Source organism: Paenibacillus sp. JSM ZJ436, assembly GCF_044383795.1.
Classification (GTDB): domain Bacteria; phylum Bacillota; class Bacilli; order Paenibacillales; family Paenibacillaceae; genus Paenibacillus_AQ; species Paenibacillus_AQ algicola.
Map to the genome: position 1 here is coordinate 389,099 of NZ_JBISEO010000001.1, position 22,827 is coordinate 411,925.

A 22,827-nucleotide genomic window follows, 5' to 3' on the forward strand; every position below is an offset into this window, starting at 1 on the left:
CCGTAGTCATAGGGTTTACGATCAAACAGCAGCTTGGGCTAGGTCCAGGCTGCTGTTTTTTTGGGGAATATAGCGGATCTATACGGCAGACTTCACTCGAAAATATTGAAATTGTAGCATCTACCTTAAATTGTTGGTATGTCCTGTTGTCTAAAACCCAAGTACAATTTACATAGTATGAGATTATGATCATCGGAGGGAATGCTTTGCCAAAGAATATGAACCAGAAACCATCACAGGCCTTTGCAGACTTCAGCCGCAAAGCCGCAACAGAAGGAGCCGTACTGCTCCAAAATCACGAACAAGGTCTGCCGATTGGACATGGGAAGGTTGTTTCGGTGTTCGGACGCTCCCAGATTGACTATTATCGCAGCGGTACCGGCTCTGGCGGCAGCGTCAATGTAGCCTATACAACGAATTTGTTAGACGGTTTGCGCAGCAAGCCGCAGGTTAAAGTCAACGAGGCTCTGGCAAGTATTTACGAGGAGTGGATCAAGGAGCATCCGTTTGATAACGGCGGCGGCGCTTGGGCGGCAGAGCCTTGGCATCAGCAAGAAATGCCTTTAAGCGATGACATCGTGCAACATGCCCACAGCCTCTCGGATCAAGCCATCGTTGTTATTGGCCGGACCGCTGGCGAGGATCAGGATAACGCATATGCCCCTGGCAGCTATCTGTTAACGACTGCGGAGCAGGAAATGCTCACCTTGGTCAGTAGTCATTTTGAGCGTACTGTAGTTGTTTTGAACGTGCCCAATATTATGGATATGAGCTGGCTGAAGGACAGCGGGCACAAGCATCCTATTTTGAGTGTGATTTATGCCTGGCAGGGCGGTATGGAAGGCGGCAATGCCATTGCGGATCTGCTGGCGGGGGATGCCGTGCCGAGCGGCAAGCTGACCGATACTATTGCTTATACGCTGGAGGATTATCCGTCAAGCGCTAACTATGGCAGTGATACGAAAAACCTGTACCAGGAAGACATTTATGTCGGCTATCGGTATTTTGAGACCTTTTGCCCAGAGAAGGTTCAATATCCCTTCGGCTATGGTCTGTCTTACACCACGTTTAGCATCGAAGGTGTACAGGGAACTGTAGTGCGTGAGGATGGTGAGGACATCATTCAGGTTGAAGCCACCGTGACCAATACCGGAGCTGTTTATGAAGGAAAAGAAGTGTTCCAGGTGTACGTGGAGGCTCCGCAAGGCAAGCTGGGTAAGCCTGCTCGCGTGCTTGCCGGTTTTATCAAGACCGGATTGCTGAAGCCCGGATCATCCGAACAAGTGACGGTACGAATACATGCTCATGCGCTGGCGTCCTACGATGACAGCGGTGTCACCGGACATCGGTCGGCATATGTGCTGGAAGCGGGGCATTATCGCTTCCATGCGGGATGCAGTGTACGTGAGACCGTGCCAGTCCAGCTGGATGGATTGGAGGGCTATGAGGTGAAGTCGCTGCAGGTGGTCAAGCAGCTGCAAGAGGCGATGGCACCCACTGAAGGCTTCACCCGCATCGTGCCGGGAGAGCGGAAGCAGGACGGAACCTACGAGCTGACCTATGCAGAGGTGCCTACGCGTCAGGTCGATATGGCCAAACGTATAGAAGCTGGACTGCCGGCAGAAATGACACCGACAGGGGATCAGGGATTTAAGCTGCAGGACGTGCAGGCGGGCCGCGTGACATTGGAGACGTTTATTGCTCAGCTGAGTGATGAAGATCTCGCTGCGCTTGTCAGAGGCGAAGGCATGAGCAGTCCGCTCGTTACACCCGGGACTGCTTCAGCCTTTGGCGGAGTAACCGAGCAGCTGCTTCACTATGGACTGCCCGTCGCCTGTACGGCAGACGGCCCATCCGGCATCCGAATGGATAGCGGACATCTGGCCACCCAGGTTCCGATCGGTACGCTGCTTGCTGCCAGCTGGAATACAGAGCTGGTGGAGGCGCTGTATGTATGGGAAGGACAGGAGCTGCTGGATTACCAGATTGACGCTCTGCTCGGACCGGGGATGAACATCCGCCGGCATCCGCTGAATGGACGTAACTTTGAATACTTCTCGGAGGACCCGCTTCTAACTGGTGTTATGGCCAGTGCATCAGTGCGGGGAATTCGAAAGGGCGGCGCTCATGCGACGCTGAAGCATTTTGCTTGTAACAATCAGGAGCATCAGCGTCATTTCGTCAATGCCGTAGTGTCTGAGCGCGCAATCCGGGAAATTTACCTGAAAGGCTTCGAAATCGCCGTGAAGGATGGCGGCGCGACTTGCATCATGACTGCTTATAATCCGGTGAACGGATATTGGTCTGCATCCAGCTATGATCTGAACACCACCATCCTGCGGGGCGAGTGGGGCTTTACCGGGATTGTGATGACGGACTGGTGGGCCAAGATGAATGACCCCGTCCTGGGCGGAGCGTATGATGAGAAGAACACGGCCGCCATGGTCCGGGCACAGAACGATCTGTACATGGTTGTACAGAACTACGGAGCTCAATTCAACGTCATGAACGACAACACGATACAAGGCCTAGCAGATGGGCTCGTTACACGGGCTGAGCTGCAGCGGGCGGCCAGCAACATCTGCCGTTTCCTAATGAATGCTCCGGTATTTGCACGTGAACCTCAAGCGGAGCCGCCTGTCGCAAGAATGGCTGCGGCAGAAGCTTCTGCTTCAGCAGTACAGGTGCTAGAAGGCGAAGGGCAGATCATTCCTAACGAAACCGAGTCCATCACATTCCGCGTAGAAGAGGCCGGGATCTACCGTCTTGTCGTTAAGCTGAAATCGGATGCTGTACGCTGGGCACAGTGTGCCTGTAACGTGTACTTGAATGAGGAGCTGTTAACGACCGTGCAAACCAGCGGTACAGAGGGAAGCTGGCTGCAGCAGCGTCTCGGCAAGGTGGAGCTGGAGCAGGGGTATTATGAGATGAGGCTGGATTTTGTGAAGCCAGGAATCGAGCTGGGCTGGATTGCATTCAAGAAAGAATAATTGAGAACGCCATAATGATCATTGAGCATCATTAACTAGATTGAGGAGCTTATGACAGTCTTGGAGACTGCTGTAAGCTCCTTTTTTGCGCAACTGTACCTTCGATAACATGGCATTAGAATAATAGGCATTTTATTAAAGATTATCATCGGAGTCATATTATTCCATTAACTAGTTCAATTTGGTATTATATAAGATGAATGATTTATCATTGGGTGATAGAAAGTGGGTTTGATCATGCAGGATCAACAAAGAAAGAAATCTAAACTGAAAAGTCGTTATTGGCATATAAGTCATTGGATTCAAAAGGTGAATTATTTATTTATCTTATTGCTCCTCGTATTGACCAGCGTGGCTTATATTTTGTTTTCGGATAACAACGATAAAAGAAATCTATTCATTTCGAACCAGAGCGACATACAGTCGATGACCATTTATAAGAATGTCAATATGTCCAATCAAAGCAGCCAGACGATTACGGATCTGCAAACGATTCATAGAATTGTCAACCAGATAAATAGCGCTGAACGAGTAAAGGCCACAGAAATAGTGTTTGAAAAGGGCCCTGAAGGTTTGCTTGTCTTCAAATTTATGAATGACGCTTCATTACATATTCCTTTTTTTCAAAATAGCGGGGATGTGCTGTATAAAGAAACTCTCATTGATGCAGATCTGGTGAAATGGATATCAGCCGCTCAAATGCGATAAAGCACAAATCATATAGGTAAAGGGTGAAGGTGCAGATGAAATGTTTGAATGACGGAAACGTTCAGGTCAAGCAAGAGAAGGACGGCGAAGATCTTCGGGCAGATTGTGATCATTGTTTTGGGCTATGCTGTGTCTCTCTATGTTTCTCAGCTTCTGAAGGTTTCCCCATTGATAAAGAAGCAGGTCAACCGTGTATCCAACTGCAGCATGACTTTCGGTGCAATATTCACAAAAGCCTGAGTGCCCGTGGTCTTAAGGGGTGTTTGGCATTTGACTGTTTCGGAGCGGGGCAGAAGGTTTCTCAGATTACGTTCCGCGGGCAAGACTGGCGCCAGTTTCCGGACACAGCTAAGTCAATGTTCAACGCATTCCTGGTTATGCTGCAGCTTCATGAATTGATGTGGTATTTGACAGAGGCAATGACGCTTCAAGCGGGAAAGCCTGTTCATGACGAGATTCGCAGCTTGCTGGAGATGACAGAACGATGGAGTCTGCTCCCAGCTAACGAGCTCCTGGAATTAGACATGATTGAACACCGTGCACACGTAAATACACTGCTTATTAAGACCAGTGAACTAGTGCGTACGGAGGCTCAAAGTAAGCAAACACATGGAACGAGGCCGAAAAAAGGGGGTTCCGCTCGTAAAGTGAAGATGGGTAGAGGGGCCGACCTCATTGCCGCCGATCTGAGAAAAGTGGACCTGAAAGGAGCTTATTTGAGAGGAGCGTATCTCATTGCTGCTGACCTGAGAGGAGCGAATCTGAGGGGGGCAGATCTCATCGGTGCAGATTTTCGTGATGCCGATATTAGAGGAGCAGACCTCTCCAAGAGCATTTTTCTAACTCAATCTCAGATCAATGCGGCTAAAGGCGATGATCATACACGATTACCTTTGGCACTCACACGTCCACAGCACTGGGACGATCCTTTTGTGGACGGAGCTTTGTATTTTAACCAGAAAATTACCTGCATAATGGATTTATTAGATCGCGATCATATTCATTCACGAGTAGAAGATCAGTATCAAACGTTACTGAAGGAAGACATAATAAAAATTGTACAATCTATTATATTGCTAGCTTTACCATTTAAAGCCCCTGATGAATGGTCATTTATAATTAAGGTTTTAAGGCAACTTAATGGTTACAATTCAAGAACTTCTAATACAGTTCAACAAACACTTGAGGGTAACTTTGTAAAGTACATTAAGACGCTAGAGTTAAAAATGACGAATTTAACTACTGTAGACGAATTGTACCTTACAGTCTTAGATATACTTAACCATTTGGATCGGGAAAAATTAAGAGGAGTATACAGACAATATAATAATGCTTATTTAGATACTCTAATTAAAAACTATGTAAGTCTATTGTGGGCTGAATATGAAACTTGTACAGATTGGGTATATTCAATTGAAAGATTTAAAGGAATGCATTCGATCCCAGTGATGTCAATACACAAAAGCAAAGGATTAGAATATAAGGTAGTTTTTCTTATCGGTTTGGAGGATGATGCTTTCTTTGGAGACAATATCGATGAAGAACTTTGCACTTTTTTTGTTGCAATATCTAGAGCAATCGAGCAACTGTTTATAACAAAATGTGACAAACGTGGTGATGATGTAAAAACTGTAGACAAAGTTAAACCATTTTTTAATTTGTGGAATTCTTCTGGAATTGGTCAACTAATCTCTTTCAAAAATGAATTCAACAAAAAAAAGTACTTTGAAGAATAATAAAATAACCAACACAATGAAAAGAGGCAAGTAATCACATAACTAGTGACTACTTGCCAATGAATATGAGGTATTAGACATATGTACAAAATACGAGTTTTGTGTATTAGTATAAAAAACTCATAGTGGACGGACTTGGATTGCTTTACCATTGTTTTCAGAAGCCTAGGAAACACTTTCCGGCGAATACTCGGCGTAATACCATATTTAAGCATACCGACTGGACGGATCATCCCCTCCCTCTCTATTCCGATAAGCCACGCATAGATGATACCACAACAAAGAGCCCTCTCAGTGCTTCAGCCTAATTTGCACTTTCTACGAGGGCGGAATGATTCACAGTATCCTGCCGGATCAATAAATGTAAAATCTTACATCACTTTGCAGCTACCTGAATCTGTTCTCTGCAGCCACACCTTCAGAGCCACATTGAGCCACATTATTGATTTATTGCATACATATAAATAAAGAGAGCATCCGGACCAATTGCTTAAGAAATACAAGAATTTTCCTTCCATATTCTTTGCAAACCGTATTTGATGAAGTACCAGCCTATTATCATTAACTCCTACAGCCTCAGAACAAGTTACATAGTGAATTAACACTGCGTAAAGAACCTTACAACTTTATACGGGTAATAAGCGTTAATACCTATAATTAGTCAGACATGTACAAAATTAAGGATAGGAGTGAAAATGTCATGAAAAAAAAGAACCTGGTGTACATCTCTATTGGAGGTACACTTACCTTAATTATTTTGCTTTTTGTAATGATTTGGTCTCCTTGGATCAATACAAATGTTGCTCATGCTAAAGCAATTTCTAGCTTCCAAAGAGCATGGGAAAATTCTGCTGACAGCTGTTCTTTGGAATGTGAAGAATGTGGAGTATTTTCTGTTAAAAAGGTACCCTTTGGCCAGTTAGTTACCTTACAGTCCAAATGCGGCTGGGAGGGCGATGTTATCAGCTTAAAAAAAATGATGTTTTCGTGAATTTTCTAGGCAGCTCCAAATTTAGAAAATAATAAATTTCAAGTAATTTAATATCTAATTTTATTCACTTTCACCAGTAAAAAAACCGCCTTCTCTCATAAATCTGAAAGAAGACGATTAATATACAACTTAGAATAGTACTAGCTCATCAATTATAATTAATTGAATTTTGCGAGATACTGTATAAACTTACAATCCCCGCTCCCTCATCATTGTCACTCATATTCATGAGCATCTGGCGCTTTATCTGAAATCAAATTTAATTCAACATTATGCTCCAACAATGCTTTCAACCCACATAACACCATTGTAAATCCACCAACAGAGTCCATACACTGACGAATAATTTCATCATCGGTGCCTGTAAATCCATAGTTTTCGATTGTAACGAACGTCTCGTGATCTGCTCTTGATGTAAAAACCCACTCAATTGTAGTACCATCAGACGATTCGACAATAATTCGTTTATGCTTGTCAAGCTGTTTCACGAGTATTTCATCCCACACACCATACATTTCCCAATCCCACCTAACGCTTTTACCCACCTCTAATCTTCCGCTACTTTTGGTAAACCAAAATTTGGTAGTTAGCTCCGGGTTAATTAAGGCTTCAAATACTAATTCTACAGATTTTCTGATCAGCATTTCTGCTTTTGCAAGGTTCCTGATTATAAATTACCATCTTGACCCCCGCTCCCTTGGATTCGATAATGATTCCTTCACTTATCTTCTCGGAAGAATAGCCTGCTGCTTCTCGCAGTTGTTGTTTAACCTCAGCTTCCGTCACCTCCACGGTGACGTTAGGGTGGGAGTCACGCGATGATCATTGATGCCCTACTTGCGCGGCAGACGGATTAACGTAAATCTGCTCTTCCGGACCGTCATGGGTTCCTTGTAGAATTCGCCATTGAGAATCAAAGTCCCTCTTCACTGTCCAACATTTCCTAATCTACATTTTGTCTCTACTCTCTACCATTCAAAATAAGAATGATTCCTGTGTAACACGGGAGTCATTTTTATTTTTCATTCGAGAAGAATCCGTATCAAGGTAATGTTGTCTGACATCCTCTCATTCATCTGCCCCATATTGTTTCGGGCAGTGATTCTCTTTATACTATAACTATATAAAAAGTCCTTTTTTTGCTAGCAGCGCATCCAGCTTTTATGCAAATTTGCACATTTTACATTGGCTTTACTTTGCTTTTACATTCTTCTGATGAATGATGTTTTCTATACACGTACAATAAGCATAAGGTCAAGTCTGGATCTTAACGGAGGTTGCTAATGTTATGTTACAAGAAATCATAAAGCAAGGAGAAAAGGGCGTGTCGAACCGCTACTTGAACCGCGATCTGAGCTGGATCGAATTTAATCGAAGAGTGCTGGAGGAAGCTCAGGATGCTGCAACTCCCCTGCTCGAACGCGCCAAATTCCTGGCGATTGTAGGCAGTAATCTGGACGAATTTATGGCGGTCCGGGTCGCCGAAACGAAAGAGAAGACAAAGGCAGGCTTTACTCATAAAGATTTTACCGGCTATTCCCCTGCCGGCTTATTTCGTCGTCTGCGAAAAAGAACAACCGCTATGGTCACCGAGCAATACCGCGCTTATCGGGACCTGTCCCGTCAGCTGGTCAAGAAAGGGATTGTGATGCTGGGCTATCACGATCTCAATGCCACACAGCAAAAAGCAATGGATACATACTATCATGATATTGTATTTCCGGTTCTTACCCCCATGGCCGTGGATCAGAGCCGTCCTTTTCCACTCGTTCACAATAAATATGTGTATTTGGCCGTTGTATTGCGTCAGCATCATAGTGATCTGGAGGATGAACGCTTCTTCGCCATTGTGCAGGTGCCCTCCAATATACCAAGGGTGATTCCGGTCCCCCACCGCTCCAACAGCAAGAAGCGGTCCTTTATTCTTATTGAGGAGCTGATCAAGCATCACATCCAGTCGCTGTTTGGCGGTTACTGGCCTGAGGCAGTCCACGGCTTCCGGCTCACCCGGAATGCGGATCTTACAATTAATGAAGAAGAAGCCGAAGATTTACTGGAGGAAATTGAGAAAGAGTTACGACGCCGACGCCGAGGTGCCCCGGTCAGGCTGGAGGTGGAGAAAGGCATTCATCCGTTTGCGCTGGAGCATCTGCAGGAGGAGTTCGGTTTGGATGATCATGTGTTCGAGGTCGACGGACCGCTGGATCTCAGCTTTCTAATCTCGTTCGCGGACAGTATCGAAGGCATGTCTCATCTCCGTTACCCGCCAATCAAGCCGGTATACCCGCAGGAGCTTCACACCGAGCAGGATATGTTCAGCTTGCTGCGTGCACAGGACCGCTTGATGTACCACCCTTATGAGTCCTTTGATGCGGTCACTGACTTTATTATTGAGGCAGCAGAGGACCCGCAGGTCATGGCGATCAAAATGACGCTGTACCGCGTCAACGGTGACTCCCGTCTGATCCCGGCACTCGCCCGGGCAGCGGAATCCGGTAAACAGGTCACGGTTGTTGTGGAGCTCAAGGCGAGATTTGATGAAGAGCGGAATATCGCCTGGGCCCGCACATTGGAAAAAGCCGGCTGCCACGTGGTCTACGGGCTCGTCGGCTTAAAAACTCATGCTAAGATCATTCTCGTCGTACGGCGCGAGAATCAGGTGCTGAACCGGTATGTGCATGTAGGAACCGGCAATTACAATGAAACAACAGCAAGAATCTATACGGACATCGGATTGCTGACCTCCAATCCAATCATCGGCGAGGATGCATCTGCGCTGTTCAACGAGATTACAGGCTATGCCGCTCAACGAGAGCTGCAAGCCTTCAGCATGGCTCCCACAGGCATGAAGGACAACCTCTTCTCTCTCATTCGCCGGGAAGCGGAGCATGCCGCCGCCGGGAGGCCGGCAAGAATCATTGCCAAGATCAATTCCTTATCCAACCAGGAAATGATTGATGAATTGTATGCCGCCTCCCAGGCCGGAGTGCATATTGATCTGATCGTGCGGGGAGTCTGCTGTCTTCGCCCCGGCATTCAGGGCCTGAGCGAGAATATTCGGGTTCTTAGTATTGTGGACCGCTTCCTGGAGCATTCCCGAATCTTTTACTTCCAAAATGCCGGTACGCCGGATGTATTCCTCTCCAGTGCGGACTGGATGACGCGGAATCTGACACGGAGAATCGAGCTTATGTGCCCCGTGTTCGATCCCAAGCTCAAAGATATTATATGGAGCATCCTGGACCTTTCCTTGCGGGATAACGTGAAGGCCAGAATGCTCCTCCCTAACGGAAGCTATACCCGCGTGAGCAGTGATAGCCAGCTTATACGCAGTCAATTCGAGGCGATGAATATTGCCTCATGGAAGTAAATGAACGGACCAGGATAGGTTGACGTCCCAGGCCTTCTGCACATCCTTCGCAGCGGCCTCCAGCTCGCCCATCTCCAGAACCGGTTCTGTTTTGCAGCTTAGCTGCAAATGCACAGAGCCGGTTTTTGTTTGCGCCGTCACCTCGGTGATACTTCCCAGTTCACTGCGGTCCAGTGCAGCAGCCAGCTTAACCAGTGAGCCCAGGCGGTAAATTCGCATATCATCAGCATCGTGAAGGATGTCTTTGAATTCTTGGATCTGCTCAGGCGTCCTTGCCTTGGGATGATAATCGGCAATCAGGGCCGTGAGCACAGCCTCCCGGTGCGTCATTCCCCGAAGCCCGGCGTTCAGGAGCCAATAATACGTATGCCGGCTGTATTGATAATAGTTAAGCGCAGCTCCGGTTTTGTATAGCCTGCTGGACACCTGGAGCAGCTTCTGATCAAGCTCTAATGGAGCCGGCTCTAGAGCGGCGTAGAGCTGCCGGGCGTGAGCGGATACCCGCTCCAGATGCTCAGGCGGCACGGGCGTGTTAAAGGCAAGAATGTTCTGCAGACTGATCTCCAGCGGATCCGGTACGATCGGATGGTCCGGAGTGATCAGCTCCTGAAACAATCCATCCCGCAGACCCGAGCCGCAAATCATCCACTGCGAGGCCTGAGCGGTGCGGTAGATGGTCTGCATGATAATAACGCCAGGGATAATAATATCGGCGCGGCTTTTGGAGAGACCCGGAATTTTCTTGCGCTGAAGAACCGTCATGTTAGGCAGGCTGTGATAGAGCTCCTCTACATCCTCACCGCGCATCTGATAATGATGCGTGACCGGCAGAGAATAGCGGTGCTTCTTCTGATTCATCTTGCCCACCGTACGGATGGTTCCGCCCAGGCCGATGATTGGCAGACCCGGATTCGAGGCAATCCATTCATGCTGCAGCAGCTGCTCCCGAATATATTGCTCCAGAGCTTGAGCGTGCTTGGCTTCCCACTGACCGTCTCCACTGAACCGAACATTCATGTTCACCGCTCCAAAAGGAAAGGAGTACGTGTGAATCAGCTGCCGGGACCGGAACAGCGTGACCTCTGTGCTGCCCCCTCCGATATCGATAATAATCCCGTCCTGAGCGTTCATCGTGTTCACAACTCCAAGAAAGCCTGCGGCGCCCTCCTGCTCCCCGGTGAGAACCTCAATGGACATCCCTGTGTCCTGATAGAGCCATTCAATAATCTGGCTGGAATTCTCGGCATTCCGAATTGCGGCGGTAGCGGCCGCACGCAGATGAGTCACCTTGTATAAATCACAGATGCTTTTGAATTGGCGGATGATGGGGACGATCTTGTCCACCGCTTGACGGCTCATGTACCCCTGCTGATCGATTTTCTCGCTGAGTCGGGCGGATTCCTTGCACTCCTGGATGACCCGATAGTGGCCTTGCTCTGTGACCTCATAGATCACTAATCGAATGGAATTGGATCCAATATCCATAATCGCGGCTCTGATGTTCATCGTTCATACTCCTTATCTGTGTCATTGGCAGCTTAGCCATGGGTTGGAATCGCTATTGATATTGTATCAACCAAGCTGCGAATGAACAAATCAGGAGGCAAAAGATGGTTACAGCCTGCTCCGGGCCACCCGAAAGCCCTGATCCGGACCGAAGCCACTGGGTTCGAATTTCCCTCTGAATTCAATGGAATGACTGCCGAGATCACCGATCCACCCGCCACCTTTGACGATGCGGTATACTCCCTGCGGGGTCCCCTCATCGGCCATCCAGTCCTGGACCCATTCCCGCACATTACCCGACATATCATAAATGCCCAGCTCGTTCGGGAGCTTGCTCCCTACAGGCCGGGTCTGACTGTTATTATTCTCGATGAGAGGCCAGCTCCAGTCTCCGGTCAGGTAGCGGGTACCTGAATTCCGCCAATACCAGGCTACCTCATTGAGATTATGACTGCCGCTATACCTGAATCCCAGGCTTCCAGCTCCTCCGCTAGCCGCATATTCCCACTCCAACACAGTAGGCAAGCGATAACCGTTCGCCTCAGGTTGAATTGTGACGCTCCATTGGAGGGGATCATTGGGGTTGTAATTTTCAGAATCCTGATCTTGAGGATGGATGACATAATACGGCTCCAGGCCCTCCAGCAGGCTTCTTTTATTACAGTATTCAACCGCAGCATACCAGCTCACTCCCTCCACAGGCAGCCCTTTCCCGCGAAAGGTAGAAGGGTTATCCTCATAAACCTCATTCCACTCCTCCTGCGTAACTTCATAAGCGCCAATATAAAAAGAAGGCACCTCCACCGCTCGCTCCAGCCCAGTTCCGGATTGGGAAAACGAGGGGTGCTGGAATGTTCCTCCCGGTACAAATATCATAGAGTGCTCCTCGGCCGCCCCCATACGATCCTCCGTAAATGAGGTCACGAGGAGCATACTTAACACACACACCATGCCTATGATCCGATTCATAGGACGCTCCTTTCTCCACTCTATTGATGGATTCTTCTCTTTTCTAAAAAAAAGAAGACCGTCGATCCTGCCAACGGCCTTCCGTCTATAATGCAGCTATTCCGGCATCACCATACGGTGACGTTAGAGCTGCCGCTGCTCTGATTGCCTTCGGTGGCCATGACCTGATAGGACCAGCTCGTTCCTAGATTCATGCCTTTACTCTTCCAAGCATTCACGTGATTGCTGAACGTAATGGCCGCATTGTTACCGGTAGGACGCTTCGATTGACGAACACTCCAGTATTGCTGAAAGGTTTGTGTGCCATCAATGGAAGGAGCATTGTACCGCATAGTCGTGTAAATATCATAGGTGCCGCCATCGCTGGTGACAGTTCCTTTATAAGTGCCAGTCGGTCTGTAGGTGCCCCAGCTGTCCACGACGTAATATTCAATCAAGGAGTTTCGGGTCCAGCCGTACAAGGTAAGATAGCCGTTACCTGATGGCGCCCAGACCCCGGCATTATAGTTCACGACACGATTGGCTGTGCCCGTCTTCCAGCCTTTGCCGACGACAAAGTTCCCGGTGTTTGTCCATTGAACACTATAATTGCCGCCAGCGCCGTTCGTTGCATTGACGGTACCGCCTCCATCTGTCCAGTTCTGCCAGTAATCTGTAGCCGCATAGGTCGTATGACCGAATACTACCAGGCTCATAGCGGCGGCCAGCATGACGGTGACCCATCGTTTACCTTTTTTCATAACATTCATTCCCTTCATCTTTAATTGGAGTGTGTTATGGACTGCTCGATGCAGCCCGGATTCTTAGCAGCCTCCCTCCTTTCATAATCATTGTAAAATGATAGCGCATTCATAAATAGTTCCAAATTAAAGCTCCTACCTGAGAAATCTCAGCATTTCATCGCAAAGACTGCCGCATTCACCATGCGGCAGTCCTCTTCGGTCACGAATTCTAATCCATCTTTTCCGCTTCGGAAGCCAGCTCCTTCAGCGATTTGATCTTGCCGTGGGGATGCTGATCCTGCTTTCGTGATTTCCAGGCAGCTTCTGCTCTTCTCTTTTGTTGAGACATCACAGTACCCTCCTTGATGGATTCAAATGAAATGACCTCCATTAGCATTCCACCTCGATTACATTTTCATGCCATCCCCTCTTGCCGGAATCCATGGTTTGGGTCTCTGTCAAGCGTGTAATACTAAGCATATACCTATACATCTACATGGAAGGGAATGAGCTATAGCATGAGTATGACGAAACATCCGGAGGATATTCAAAAGGTCGCTAAGCTGATCAAGGACATCGACACGGCGATGCTGACAACGATTTCTGAAGACGGACTCGTGTCCCGCCCTATGAAAACGCAAGAAGTAGAGTTTGACGGAGATCTGTGGTTCCTGACCAAAAAGGATACTAGCAAGTTTCATGAAATCCTGCATAACAAGCAGGTGAATGTATCGTATGCTGACAAATCCTATGTCTCGGTGCGTGGCAATGCCGAGCTGATCGACAACCCGGAGAAGATCAAGGAGTTCTGGAATAAGGCCTATGAAGAAATATTGGACTGCAGCTATGATGATCCGAGCCTGGTTCTGATCAAGGTGCATGCAGAGACGGCGGAGTACTGGGATTCCGGCAATAAATTCAAGATGATGACGTACATGCTGCGCCGTGCTGTTGGCCAAGATGTGAAGGCTTCGGATATGAATGAGGAAGTAAACCTGAAATAACGCGTTGCCTGAAGAATCAATCACAAAGATAAAAAGAAACCCCAAGAGCGGCAAGAAATTCGGCTCTTGGGGTTTTGATGCTCACACTAGTTTATGGATTTGAACTTCAGCTCCACAGTGAACGTGGTTCCTGCATCGACTTCACTTTCGACGTGAATCTGTCCTCCCATTAATTCTGCGAGCTCTTTGCAAATGTTCAGGCCCAGGCCGCTGCCGCCAAAGCGGCGGGAGTGGGAAATGTCCGTCTGAACAAAGGTCCCAAACAGACTCTTCATCTTGGACTTCGGAATGCCGATCCCTGTATCCTGCACGATAAATGTGATCTCAGCAGATTCGTTATGCTGCTTGACCAGCCTGGCCTGCAGCTGAACACGGCCAGACTCTGTAAATTTAATCGCATTGCTCAGCAGGTTGTCCAGAATCTGCCTTAACCGAAGCGGATCCCCGACCAATACCTCCGGGAGGCTAGGATCAATATCTGTGGACAGCTCCACCTGCTTAAGCCTTGCTGCCGGCTGATGGATCTTGAATAGCTGCTGAAGCAGCTGATCGGGCCTGAATTCGACCTCTTCCACCTTCATTTTTCCCATGCCAAGCTTGGCCATATCCATACTGTTATTTACAAAGCTCAGGAGCACCTCCGCAGATTGCTGTGCAAGCTCCAGATATTCCTCCTGCTCCTGCGGGGAAGCATCCATCCCGGCGAGCTCAATCATATTCATGATGCCGTTAAGCGGCGTTCTGATCTCATGACTAAGCTTGCCAATGAACTCCATATGCTGTCTGGCATTGTACTCCGCCATTTGTATCGCGAATTGCAGCTGCTGCTCGGCGAATTTACGCTCACTGATATCATATTGAATACCAACAAAATACAAACACTCTCCAGCTTCGTTAAAAATAGGGTCGATATTCAGCTCGTTCCAGAATTTACGACCGGCTTTAGTGTAGTTTAAAATCTCAACCTTCGTAGCCTTCTGCTGCTGAATAGCCAGCTTGATCTTATCCACGGTCTCGCGATCCGTCTCGGGTCCTTGCAGGAAGCGGCAGTTGCTGCCTACGGATTCCTCTACCGAATAGCCGGTCAGCTCCGTGAAATGCTCATTGACATAAATTAAAGGCAGTATCGGATCCCTTGCATCCACTACCGTAACTGAATATTGCAGTCTGGCGATCAGGTATTCCCACGGGATCAATGTGTTTTGCGATTGGGCTTGCTTCATCATGGACCTCCTGTATACTGGCCTCTAGAATCCCTATCATAACATTGAACCTGCAAGCTTTCCACATGGATCTTGGAAAAACGACAAAAAAAGCCAATTCCTGTACGGCTCAGGAATTGGCTTGGTGTTTACATCAGGTGCTTCTGCTTGACGAATTGTAGTGCCTTTTGAATCGCGTCGCGGGACACAGGCTTGCTAATATATTCGTTCATTCCTGCCTCCAGGCAATGCTCCCGGTCCCCTTTGAGCGCATTGGCCGTGACAGCAACAATGTACGGCTGCCTATCCTCGGGAATAGATTTACGGATCTCCTGGGTTGCAGTCAAGCCGTCCATCACAGGCATATGAATGTCCATGAATACAATATCGTAAGGATGACGGGTTAGTGCTTGCAGCGCCTCTTGTCCGTTCGTAGCCACCGAGACACGGTGGCCCATCTTCTCCACCATTTTGCTAAGCACAAGTCTGTTAATCTCATGGTCCTCGACTATGAGTATTCTAGCAGGCTCCAGGTCTTGGTCATAACCTTCCTCCTGAGTCTTGGCGACTTTCATCTTCCCTTCCTTTAGAGGAAACGTAAAATGAAAGCGTGAGCCACTCTTGCCATCACTATCCGCACAAATCTGACCGCCCATCATTTCCACGATCCGCTGACAGATGGAGAGTCCGAGTCCGGTTCCCTCATGCCGCTTCATCATGAAGCTGTCAATCTGTGAGAAGGGCTCAAAGATTACCTTCAGCTTATCCGGAGGAATACCAATGCCAGTATCCGCCACCGTGAACAAGAGCATGTCATCATCGCCACGGCGAGCCTTTGAGACCGCAACCGAGATTTCCCCGCTCCCGGTGAATTTCACCGCGTTACCGAGCAGATTCAGCAGCACCTGCTTTAGACGATCCGCATCGCCGAGCAAATGCTCGGGCACATCGTGCTGGATGGAGTATGACAGCCTGAGCTTCTTCACTTCGGCCTTGGCCGACACAATAGAAAGGCATTCCTTCACAATCCGCTGGACATCGAAGATTTGCTCATGCAGCTCACTTTTTCCCGCTTCAATCTTCGATAAATCCAGAATGTTATTGATAATGGAGAGCAGCGATTCCCCGCTCTGGCGAATGATGCGCAGGTACTCTTTGTGCTCCTCCTCCAGATCGGAATCCAGCAAAATATCCGTCATCCCGATGACACCATTCATCGGTGTCCGAATTTCATGACTCATCATCGCCAGAAACTCACTCTTGGCCTTATTGGTGGCTTCTGCGGTCTCTTTGGCCATAATCAGCTGCTTCTGCTCCGACATGTCCTTGCAGATCATATAGAACCCGATATTCTGCTCATTCACAAAAATCGGCGCAATACTTGTAAGCACTTCCACAAAGTGACCTTCCTTGGTCACCAGGGTATCAATTTCCTGCTCGACGGAGCTGTCATGCAAGGATTCCGTTAAAATGCGGTATACATGGCTCGGACCAATCAGATTGGCAAGCTCCATCCCGATCAGCTCGGTAGACACGTTGTACCCGGTCAGCTTCTCCGCCATAATATTCGCATTGATGATGTTACCCTTCAAGTCAAAGGATACTACAGCGTCGTGATTGTATTTTTTTAGAGAGGTGTAACGCTCTACCGATTCCTGCAGTCGCTGCTCCGATTCTTTTTGCTTCGAAATATCAATCATCTGTGCAATATAGTACATCGGCGCTCCTTGATCATCACTAAACAATCGCACAGAAAACAAGCCCCATATCAAATGGCCGTTGCGGTGGATAAAGCGCTTCTCAACCTGCAGCTCTGTCTCTGTGCTTCCGATGAGCCCAAGAATTTGGTTCATAAGAGGAAGGGGTTCTTCCGGGTATGTAAACTCGGCAAGATGCTTGCCGTCCATTTCATGCTGCTGATATCCAAACATACGTTCGAAGGCCGGGTTAACTGATAATATCAGCCCTTTATGATCCATCAGTGCAATTCCAAATGAGGCGAATTCAAATACTTGGCTATTCAGCGTTGGCTTATCCAGGTTAACACGGTGCATATGTGACCTCCACATGATCAGTGTCTCTCGCATGGTAGAAATAATAGGCTATATACCCAACAATCCGAGGGCTGAAACAGTCCTTTCAATCTACCTATCTCATAGGATTGTAAGGGACTCTGTGATATTATGCAATCATGGAGGTTTAAGATGATAAACATACAGCGTTGGATGAGTCGACAGTATTTAAGCTTTTTTGTAACCTGGGGAGTGTTTCTTCCCTTCTGGACCGGGTGGCTGATGGAAGCCAAGGGCTTGAGTGTATCCGAAGCCAGCCTGATTATGAGTCTGGGTCTAGCCATGAGAGGGCTGTCCACTCTGTTTTTGTTTCCCTGGCTGTCGGCCAGATACAGCAGTAATACCCTGCGGATCGCGATGTCGATCGCGACGTTGCTGGCTATTCTCACCTATATTCCGGCAGAATCCTTTATAGAGCTCATTCTTGCGACGGTGCTGGTGCATATGTTCTACCCGACCATTATGCCGGCGCTCGACAGTGCGGCAGGAATCCTGATTCAGCGGAAGCTGCTGAACAATTATGGACGAAGCCGATCCTTTGGCTCGGCAGGCTTTGTGATGGCGGGTGTGGTGCTTACCTTTTTTACAGGAACGTACGGTGACGGCGTGGTCTTATGGGCACTTATTCTCGGGATGTTTGTATTTGCCGTGCTGAGTCTGCTGCCTGCCCCTGAAGCCCTGCAGGAAGGAGCCTCACTGCACCGCTCACGTAACGGCATGCTGCAGCTGTTCCGTGTTCGTTATTTCGGAATCGTGCTGGCTGCCGTCGTTCTGCTTCAGGCGGCCCATGCCTCGTATTACAGCTATGGCTATATTTATTTGCAGCATATTGAGGTTCCTACCTACTGGATCGGGATCATCATAAACATTGCTGTGGTTGCCGAGATTATTTTTTTCGTGGTAGCCGACCGTTATTTTCAGAGCTTCTCTGCCGGGTCTCTGTTGAGTCTTGCGGCGATGGGCTCTACCGTGCGGTGGCTGCTCGTGTTCGCTTTTCCGAATGTGGTGGTGTTCTCGATCTCTCAAGCCCTGCACGCCTTCTCGTTCGCCATGGGTCATTATGCATTTATGCGATTCATCACGCACCATATTCCTCAGTCGCAAATTCCGAATGCTCAAGGGATGTACGGTGCGCTGGCATTAAGCTGGAGTACGGCGATATTAACGCTGTTCGGCGGGTTTCTATATGAAATTCAGCCCGGGTTTGCGTTTCTCGGTATGATTGTGTGTACACTGCCCTCCTTGCTCCTGGCCCTGATGTATCGATCTCAAGAACGCAGAGCTGCTCTAGTATAAAGTAATGTCATCAGCAGCAGAAGCTGTCCCCCAAAAAATCGAGGTCATAAACTCAAATAAAGACATGGTAGAGTCTGGGAGGTTAGCCCAGCATCGCCATGTCTTTATTTTTGGTTTCATTTTCACTCAAGGAAGACGCCTCGTTGAGCAAGAAGCTGACCCTAAGAGGTTCTCTTGCTTTATAAGATAAACAATAGCAAAATTCCGACCGCAAAGCAGTAATAGGCGAAATACTTCAGGTTTCCTTTAGCCATCACGTTCATCAGCCACTTCATGGAAAAATAGGTCGTTACCAGTGAGGCTGCAAAGGCGAGTACATAAGGGACCGCCATTGAGGCTCGTTCCGGAATCTGGGTCAGATCGGAAACACTGAGAATGATCCCGCCGACACTGATCGGAATATAGAGCATGAACGAGAAGCGCAGGGCCGTCTCCTGCTTCATCCCTACCGCCATAGACGAAATGACCGTAGCGCCGGAGCGGCTGATGCCTGGAATCAAGGCAACGGCCTGGGCCAGACCTACAAGTAAGGCGTCACGGACGGAAAGGTCACCGTCTCTTTTTCGTCCCCGTAAATTTCGGATCAGCCATAAAGCGACCCCTGTAACAAGGAGTGAAATGCTGACCGTATGTATGGAAGAGAAGAATTGCTCGATCTGACTCTTGAGCAGGACTGCGGCCAGCGCCGCCGGAATCGTCCCGATCACCACATACAGGCTGAACATGAAATCGGACCGGTACTCCTTCTCCCGCGTAAGGATGAACTTCACAGTGGAAGAGATCAGGCGCGCAATGTCCTGCCTGTAAATGACAGCAATCGCAAACAAGGATGCCGTATTCGTCAGCACTTCAAAAAACAGACCTTCTTGCTTAAGGCCCATCAGCTCCTGCACAATGACCAGATGACCACTGGAGGATACCGGGATGGGCTCGGTAATGCCCTGCACCATTCCTAGAAATAAATACTTTAACCATAACAATACATCCATTGAACACTCTGCCTCCTGCTTCGTCTTATCGACAATGATGATTCTCTCATTCTACATGAGACAGAGTTAGGACTTCAAATGGTCCGTTCAATGGGTGCTTCCCGAAGACTATACGGTAATAAACAAGCTAAATTCCTGACCCTGCTTCTCGGGCTCCTGAGCCATCGTATAGCCATGCTTCACGGCTTCCTCCGGCACGTTACGAAATGCCGACGGACAATCCGAGATCACCTGCAGTGTCTGGCCCTTCTTCATTCCCTGCAGCGCCTCTAAGGTATAGATAACGGGATACGGACAGGATTCGCCGCGTAAATCCAATGTGAAATCAACGGACATGGGTTGCACCTCCTTTCGTAAAGCCTTTTCCGAAGCGGTAATGCCGCTGCCATACGGCTGCAATAGCGTAGAAGACACCAAGGACTAGCAGAGTCAGGAGCAGTGCCGCCGCCGGACCCATCACTGAAATCAGATTGACAGGGGCTCCGCTTTCACCCAGATAGCGATAGACTCCCAAGTGATCCCAGGAATAAGCAAGCGCCGTGGCGCCAAGAATATTTCCGATAAAGACGGGAACAAAGACGATCTGTCCCTCCATCATCCGGTACATCATCCCGGTTTCACAGCCCCCGGCCATGACGATGCCAAGACCGAACAGCAATCCCCCCACCAGCGTGCTGGGTGCCGCCAGCTTCGTGACCGGGTCCAAGCCTGCCACTAAAATGATAATCAAGGTGGCGATCGCGCTGACGGCCATGCCAAGCGTGATCGCCTTGGTCATGGTCGCCCGGCCGCTAATCCACAGATCGCGAAATGCTGAGGTAAAGCAGATCTGACCGCGCTCGATCAGAATGCCAAAAACGGCGCCGAACAGCGCGGCTGTGCCCAGCATAAATTGATTGCTGGCGTAGAAATAAATGATGAGACCAAGATATAAAAGGCCCAGCACCGTCCCCCCTATGGGCTGACGTGATTTTTGCTGTCCGGTTGGCTGAGCCGTACCGCCAGCGCGCAGGACCGGCTTGCCTTTCCACCATTTCATATTCACAAGCTTCGCACCCAGGTAAGTGCCTCCGGCGGTAGCGACAATGAACAGCCAGGCGTGCAGGGAAAACTGCGGTACGCCAGTAAAAAATGCAGCCAGGTTGCAGCCCAGCGCCATCCGCGCACCGAAGCCGGCAATGATGCCGCCGGCGAGAGCCTGCACGTACCGTCTTTTTTGACGAGGAAAGCGGATCTTGAAATTGCTGCTCAGAAGCACGCTGATGAGCGCACCGATGAACATCCCCCAGACGATCCACCCGTCAGTCCGGCTCCAGGTAGTGCCGTCCAGCTTCACGAGACCAAAATAAGCCCAATCCGATACATCCACACCGAACAGCTCCAGAATATGACCTCCGAAGCGGGTGAACTCCCCGGTCACGGCCCACACCGTATGCGTAATGCCGAAGTACAGCGCACTAAAGATTCCTGCCAGCGCCATTACCAGATATGGACTCCAGTAATGTTTAAATCCGAAATAATACCATTTGTTCACGTTGCTGCTTCTCCCTCTCTGCTTATAAATGTTTCATCAGAAATTCATTTTACTATATTTTCGGAGAAGAGGTTGAGATTTTTTTCCATGCAGGACAAATCAAAAAAAGCCGCTTCCTCTACGGAAACGACCTCTGATCCTAGATTATAAACGATGATATTGATTCACAATTTCCTGATGGACGGGATGGTCCTCAAGGATTCCCGTAATCTCGGTGATTGTCGGAGTCAAGCCACGCAGTCTCAGGCTTTGCTGAATTTGAACCGCCTCTTCGTCCTCGGCTGCGTTAAAGCGGAGTGCTGCTGCCATGGACTTGGCTAGTCCTTGATAGGGTAAACCGCGCTCAAAGGCCTGTAAAGCGGGAGAGACGAGACGGTCATTAGGGGAAAGCTTCCGAATTGGAGATCTGCCAATCCGCACAATGTCATCCTGCAGCGCCGGATTCCGAAAACGCTCCAGAATCTTCTGGATGTAGCTATCATGCTCCTTAGGGTCAAAGCCGTGCTTTGCTACCAGCACGGCTCCCGACTCCTTCAGGACCTGAACCAGCTCGTCTTTAATATCCTGATGGGCCATCGCCTGCTGAATCGTCTCCAGCCCCTTCAAGTATCCTCGGTATGCGGCAGAGCAGTGGCCCGTGTTCACGGTGAAGAGCTTGCGCTCAATATACGGTGCAAGCTCCTTTACATACAGCACGCCTTCTACAGGTATGTAGCCTGGCAGCATGCCGGAAGCATCCACAACCCACTCATAAAATGGCTCCACCTCTACCATCAGCGGATTTTCATGCTGCTGCAAAGGGACAATACGATCTACAGCCGCGTTCGGGAAGGCGACAAGACCTTCAGCCTTCTGAATGATTTCACGATCCAGCAATGGCTCTACGTGCTCTTTCAGCTGCGTACTGCCGCCGATCGCATTTTCACAGGCGATAATATGAAGCGGCTTCGGTGAAGGATCAGCCAGCCGCTGCGATATGGCTGCCGCAATCGTCGGTGCAATATGCTTCAGCACGTTGACTCCTACGGCGGTTGTAATCAGGTCCGCTTCCGCCGCGGCTGCAATCGCTTCAAAGGGCTCCATGGCGCTGTTAATTCCGCTAACCCCGCGGACGATAATTTGCTGCGGCTGATCATCTGCCAGGACGACCGGATACTCTCCCTCCTTTTTCAGGGCACCCACTAGCGTGTCATTCACATCGACAAATGTAACCTGATACCCGGCCTGGGATAGCAGCAGACCGATAAAGCCCCTGCCGATATTCCCCGCCCCAAAGTGGACGGCCTTCTTCATCCCTCCAAGCCTCCTTCAAAGATTGAAATGATCTCATCAGCCGTTGCTGCATTCATAATATGCTCCAGGCTCTCCTCTTCGCTGAAGATCATTGCGACATTGGTCAAGATTTGCATATGGTCTCCGCCTGCACCTGCAATACCGATCACGACAAATGCCGGCTCATCTCCACCAAAGTCCACGCCTTCCGGAAAGCGAACTACAGAAAGACCCGTAGAATGAATGAGTGCCTTGCCTTCCTTCGTCCCGTGCGGAATCGCCAGGCCGCTGCCCATGTAGGTGGAGGCGATGTCTTCACGCTCGACCATCCGATCAACGTATTCCGGATCAACATGACCGGCTTGAACCAGCAGCTGTCCGGCCATGCGGATCGCTTCATATTTATCATTGGCTTTAGCGTCAAGCACTACTTTATCTGCGGAAAGAATACTCATTATGAACACAC

General features: G+C 48.9%; 19 protein-coding genes. 7 read left to right on the forward strand and 12 right to left on the reverse strand.

Features of this window, described 5'->3' with window-relative positions; genetic code table 11:
* Positions 1 to 218 precede the first annotated feature (218 nt).
* From ACH6EH_RS01970 to ACH6EH_RS01985, 4 genes are all read left to right on the forward strand, one after another.
* Positions 219 to 2,990, forward strand: coding sequence for a glycoside hydrolase family 3 protein (locus ACH6EH_RS01970; RefSeq protein WP_397330868.1), 2,772 nt, complete (start codon positions 219 to 221; stop codon positions 2,988 to 2,990).
* A gap of 237 nt (positions 2,991 to 3,227) precedes the next feature.
* The gene (locus ACH6EH_RS01975; RefSeq protein ID WP_397330869.1) at positions 3,228 to 3,698 is read left to right on the forward strand and encodes a hypothetical protein; all 471 of its coding nucleotides are present in this window, start codon (positions 3,228 to 3,230) and stop codon (positions 3,696 to 3,698) included.
* A 44-nt stretch (positions 3,699 to 3,742) separates the two neighbouring features.
* Positions 3,743 to 5,434, forward strand: coding sequence for a pentapeptide repeat-containing protein (locus tag ACH6EH_RS01980; RefSeq protein ID WP_397330870.1), 1,692 nt, complete (start codon positions 3,743 to 3,745; stop codon positions 5,432 to 5,434).
* Positions 5,435 to 6,134: 700 nt separating this feature from the next.
* Positions 6,135 to 6,425, forward strand: a complete 291-nt coding sequence (locus ACH6EH_RS01985; RefSeq protein ID WP_397330871.1) for a hypothetical protein — start codon at positions 6,135 to 6,137, stop codon at positions 6,423 to 6,425.
* A 215-nt stretch (positions 6,426 to 6,640) separates the two neighbouring features.
* Here the strand turns inward: ACH6EH_RS01985 and ACH6EH_RS01990 are convergent, their stop codons facing one another.
* Positions 6,641 to 7,069 carry an SRPBCC family protein gene (locus ACH6EH_RS01990; RefSeq protein WP_397330872.1) on the reverse strand — a complete coding sequence of 143 codons (429 nt, stop codon included), beginning with the start codon at positions 7,067 to 7,069 and terminating at the stop codon, positions 6,641 to 6,643.
* 644 nt (positions 7,070 to 7,713) lie between these two features.
* Between ACH6EH_RS01990 and ppk1 the strand changes: the two genes are divergently transcribed.
* A complete protein-coding gene (ppk1, locus tag ACH6EH_RS01995; RefSeq protein ID WP_397330873.1) occupies positions 7,714 to 9,795 on the forward strand; it encodes a polyphosphate kinase 1 in 2,082 nt (693 codons plus the stop codon).
* Here the strand turns inward: ppk1 and ACH6EH_RS02000 are convergent.
* From ACH6EH_RS02000 to ACH6EH_RS02015, 4 genes are all read right to left on the reverse strand, one after another.
* Positions 9,784 to 11,301, reverse strand: a complete 1,518-nt coding sequence (locus ACH6EH_RS02000) for a Ppx/GppA phosphatase family protein (RefSeq protein WP_397330874.1) — start codon at positions 11,299 to 11,301, stop codon at positions 9,784 to 9,786. The two genes, ppk1 and ACH6EH_RS02000, sit on opposite strands and share 12 nt — an antisense overlap.
* A 108-nt stretch (positions 11,302 to 11,409) precedes the next feature.
* Positions 11,410 to 12,270, reverse strand: coding sequence for a formylglycine-generating enzyme family protein (locus tag ACH6EH_RS02005; RefSeq protein WP_397330875.1), 861 nt, complete (start codon positions 12,268 to 12,270; stop codon positions 11,410 to 11,412).
* A gap of 107 nt (positions 12,271 to 12,377) precedes the next feature.
* Positions 12,378 to 13,019 carry a glycoside hydrolase family 11 protein gene (locus ACH6EH_RS02010; protein ID WP_397330956.1) on the reverse strand — a complete coding sequence of 214 codons (642 nt, stop codon included), beginning with the start codon at positions 13,017 to 13,019 and terminating at the stop codon, positions 12,378 to 12,380.
* A gap of 202 nt (positions 13,020 to 13,221) precedes the next feature.
* Entirely contained in the window at positions 13,222 to 13,341 is a 120-nt protein-coding gene (locus ACH6EH_RS02015) for a DUF6254 family protein (protein WP_243895836.1), read from the reverse strand.
* A 169-nt stretch (positions 13,342 to 13,510) separates the two neighbouring features.
* Between ACH6EH_RS02015 and ACH6EH_RS02020 the strand changes: the two genes are divergently transcribed.
* Positions 13,511 to 13,996, forward strand: coding sequence for a pyridoxamine 5'-phosphate oxidase family protein (locus ACH6EH_RS02020; protein ID WP_397330876.1), 486 nt, complete (start codon positions 13,511 to 13,513; stop codon positions 13,994 to 13,996).
* An 86-nt stretch (positions 13,997 to 14,082) separates the two neighbouring features.
* Here the strand turns inward: ACH6EH_RS02020 and ACH6EH_RS02025 are convergent, their stop codons facing one another.
* A complete protein-coding gene (locus ACH6EH_RS02025; RefSeq protein WP_397330877.1) occupies positions 14,083 to 15,222 on the reverse strand; it encodes a sensor histidine kinase in 1,140 nt (379 codons plus the stop codon).
* Between the two features lie 125 nt (positions 15,223 to 15,347).
* On the reverse strand, positions 15,348 to 17,252 hold the full coding sequence (locus tag ACH6EH_RS02030) for a PAS domain S-box protein (protein WP_397330878.1): 1,905 nt from the start codon (positions 17,250 to 17,252) through the stop codon (positions 15,348 to 15,350).
* A 153-nt stretch (positions 17,253 to 17,405) separates the two neighbouring features.
* Here ACH6EH_RS02030 and ACH6EH_RS02035 point away from each other — a divergent pair, with 153 nt between their 5' ends.
* Positions 17,406 to 18,566 carry an MFS transporter gene (locus tag ACH6EH_RS02035; protein WP_397330957.1) on the forward strand — a complete coding sequence of 387 codons (1,161 nt, stop codon included), beginning with the start codon at positions 17,406 to 17,408 and terminating at the stop codon, positions 18,564 to 18,566.
* Positions 18,567 to 18,745: 179 nt separating this feature from the next.
* On the opposite strand, the gene ACH6EH_RS02040 is transcribed toward ACH6EH_RS02035, so the two are convergent.
* The 5 genes from ACH6EH_RS02040 to ACH6EH_RS02060 all read right to left on the reverse strand — a co-directional run bounded on the left by ACH6EH_RS02040 (position 18,746) and on the right by ACH6EH_RS02060 (position 22,816).
* Positions 18,746 to 19,555: an undecaprenyl-diphosphate phosphatase gene (locus ACH6EH_RS02040; protein ID WP_397330879.1), complete on the reverse strand. Its 810-nt coding sequence runs from the start codon at positions 19,553 to 19,555 to the stop codon at positions 18,746 to 18,748.
* A 108-nt stretch (positions 19,556 to 19,663) separates the two neighbouring features.
* Positions 19,664 to 19,891, reverse strand: coding sequence for a sulfurtransferase-like selenium metabolism protein YedF (gene yedF / locus ACH6EH_RS02045; RefSeq protein ID WP_138225867.1), 228 nt, complete (start codon positions 19,889 to 19,891; stop codon positions 19,664 to 19,666).
* Positions 19,881 to 21,035 carry a selenium metabolism membrane protein YedE/FdhT gene (yedE, locus tag ACH6EH_RS02050; RefSeq protein WP_397330958.1) on the reverse strand — a complete coding sequence of 385 codons (1,155 nt, stop codon included), beginning with the start codon at positions 21,033 to 21,035 and terminating at the stop codon, positions 19,881 to 19,883. Before yedE ends, yedF begins: the two co-directional genes overlap by 11 nt.
* Positions 21,036 to 21,233: 198 nt before the next feature.
* Positions 21,234 to 22,382, reverse strand: coding sequence for a mannitol-1-phosphate 5-dehydrogenase (locus ACH6EH_RS02055; protein WP_397330881.1), 1,149 nt, complete (start codon positions 22,380 to 22,382; stop codon positions 21,234 to 21,236).
* Positions 22,379 to 22,816 (reverse strand): PTS mannitol transporter subunit IIA, encoded by a 438-nt coding sequence (locus tag ACH6EH_RS02060; RefSeq protein WP_138225869.1) that lies wholly within the window; start codon positions 22,814 to 22,816, stop codon positions 22,379 to 22,381. The genes ACH6EH_RS02055 and ACH6EH_RS02060 overlap by 4 nt, the downstream gene beginning before the upstream one ends.
* Positions 22,817 to 22,827: the final 11 nt, after the last annotated feature.

Bases quoted from the DNA above. Each gene is read 5' to 3' on its own strand.
- ACH6EH_RS01970 (WP_397330868.1), top strand. From the start codon at position 219: ATGAACCAGAAACCATCACAGGCCTTTGCAGACTTCAGCCGCAAAGCC.
- ACH6EH_RS01975 (WP_397330869.1), top strand. From the start codon at position 3,228: ATGCAGGATCAACAAAGAAAGAAATCTAAACTGAAAAGTCGTTATTGG.
- ACH6EH_RS01985 (WP_397330871.1), top strand. From the start codon at position 6,135: ATGAAAAAAAAGAACCTGGTGTACATCTCTATTGGAGGTACACTTACC.
- ACH6EH_RS01990 (WP_397330872.1), bottom strand. From the start codon at position 7,069: ATGCTGATCAGAAAATCTGTAGAATTAGTATTTGAAGCCTTAATTAAC.
- ppk1 (WP_397330873.1), top strand. From the start codon at position 7,714: ATGTTACAAGAAATCATAAAGCAAGGAGAAAAGGGCGTGTCGAACCGC.
- ACH6EH_RS02000 (WP_397330874.1), bottom strand. From the start codon at position 11,301: ATGAACATCAGAGCCGCGATTATGGATATTGGATCCAATTCCATTCGA.
- ACH6EH_RS02005 (WP_397330875.1), bottom strand. From the start codon at position 12,270: ATGAATCGGATCATAGGCATGGTGTGTGTGTTAAGTATGCTCCTCGTG.
- ACH6EH_RS02010 (WP_397330956.1), bottom strand. From the start codon at position 13,019: ATGAATGTTATGAAAAAAGGTAAACGATGGGTCACCGTCATGCTGGCC.
- ACH6EH_RS02015 (WP_243895836.1), bottom strand. From the start codon at position 13,341: ATGTCTCAACAAAAGAGAAGAGCAGAAGCTGCCTGGAAATCACGAAAG.
- ACH6EH_RS02020 (WP_397330876.1), top strand. From the start codon at position 13,511: ATGAGTATGACGAAACATCCGGAGGATATTCAAAAGGTCGCTAAGCTG.
- ACH6EH_RS02025 (WP_397330877.1), bottom strand. From the start codon at position 15,222: ATGATGAAGCAAGCCCAATCGCAAAACACATTGATCCCGTGGGAATAC.
- ACH6EH_RS02030 (WP_397330878.1), bottom strand. From the start codon at position 17,252: ATGCACCGTGTTAACCTGGATAAGCCAACGCTGAATAGCCAAGTATTT.
- ACH6EH_RS02040 (WP_397330879.1), bottom strand. From the start codon at position 19,555: ATGGATGTATTGTTATGGTTAAAGTATTTATTTCTAGGAATGGTGCAG.
- yedF (WP_138225867.1), bottom strand. From the start codon at position 19,891: ATGTCCGTTGATTTCACATTGGATTTACGCGGCGAATCCTGTCCGTAT.
- yedE (WP_397330958.1), bottom strand. From the start codon at position 21,035: ATGGCGCTGGCAGGAATCTTTAGTGCGCTGTACTTCGGCATTACGCAT.
- ACH6EH_RS02055 (WP_397330881.1), bottom strand. From the start codon at position 22,382: ATGAAGAAGGCCGTCCACTTTGGGGCGGGGAATATCGGCAGGGGCTTT.
- ACH6EH_RS02060 (WP_138225869.1), bottom strand. From the start codon at position 22,816: ATGAGTATTCTTTCCGCAGATAAAGTAGTGCTTGACGCTAAAGCCAAT.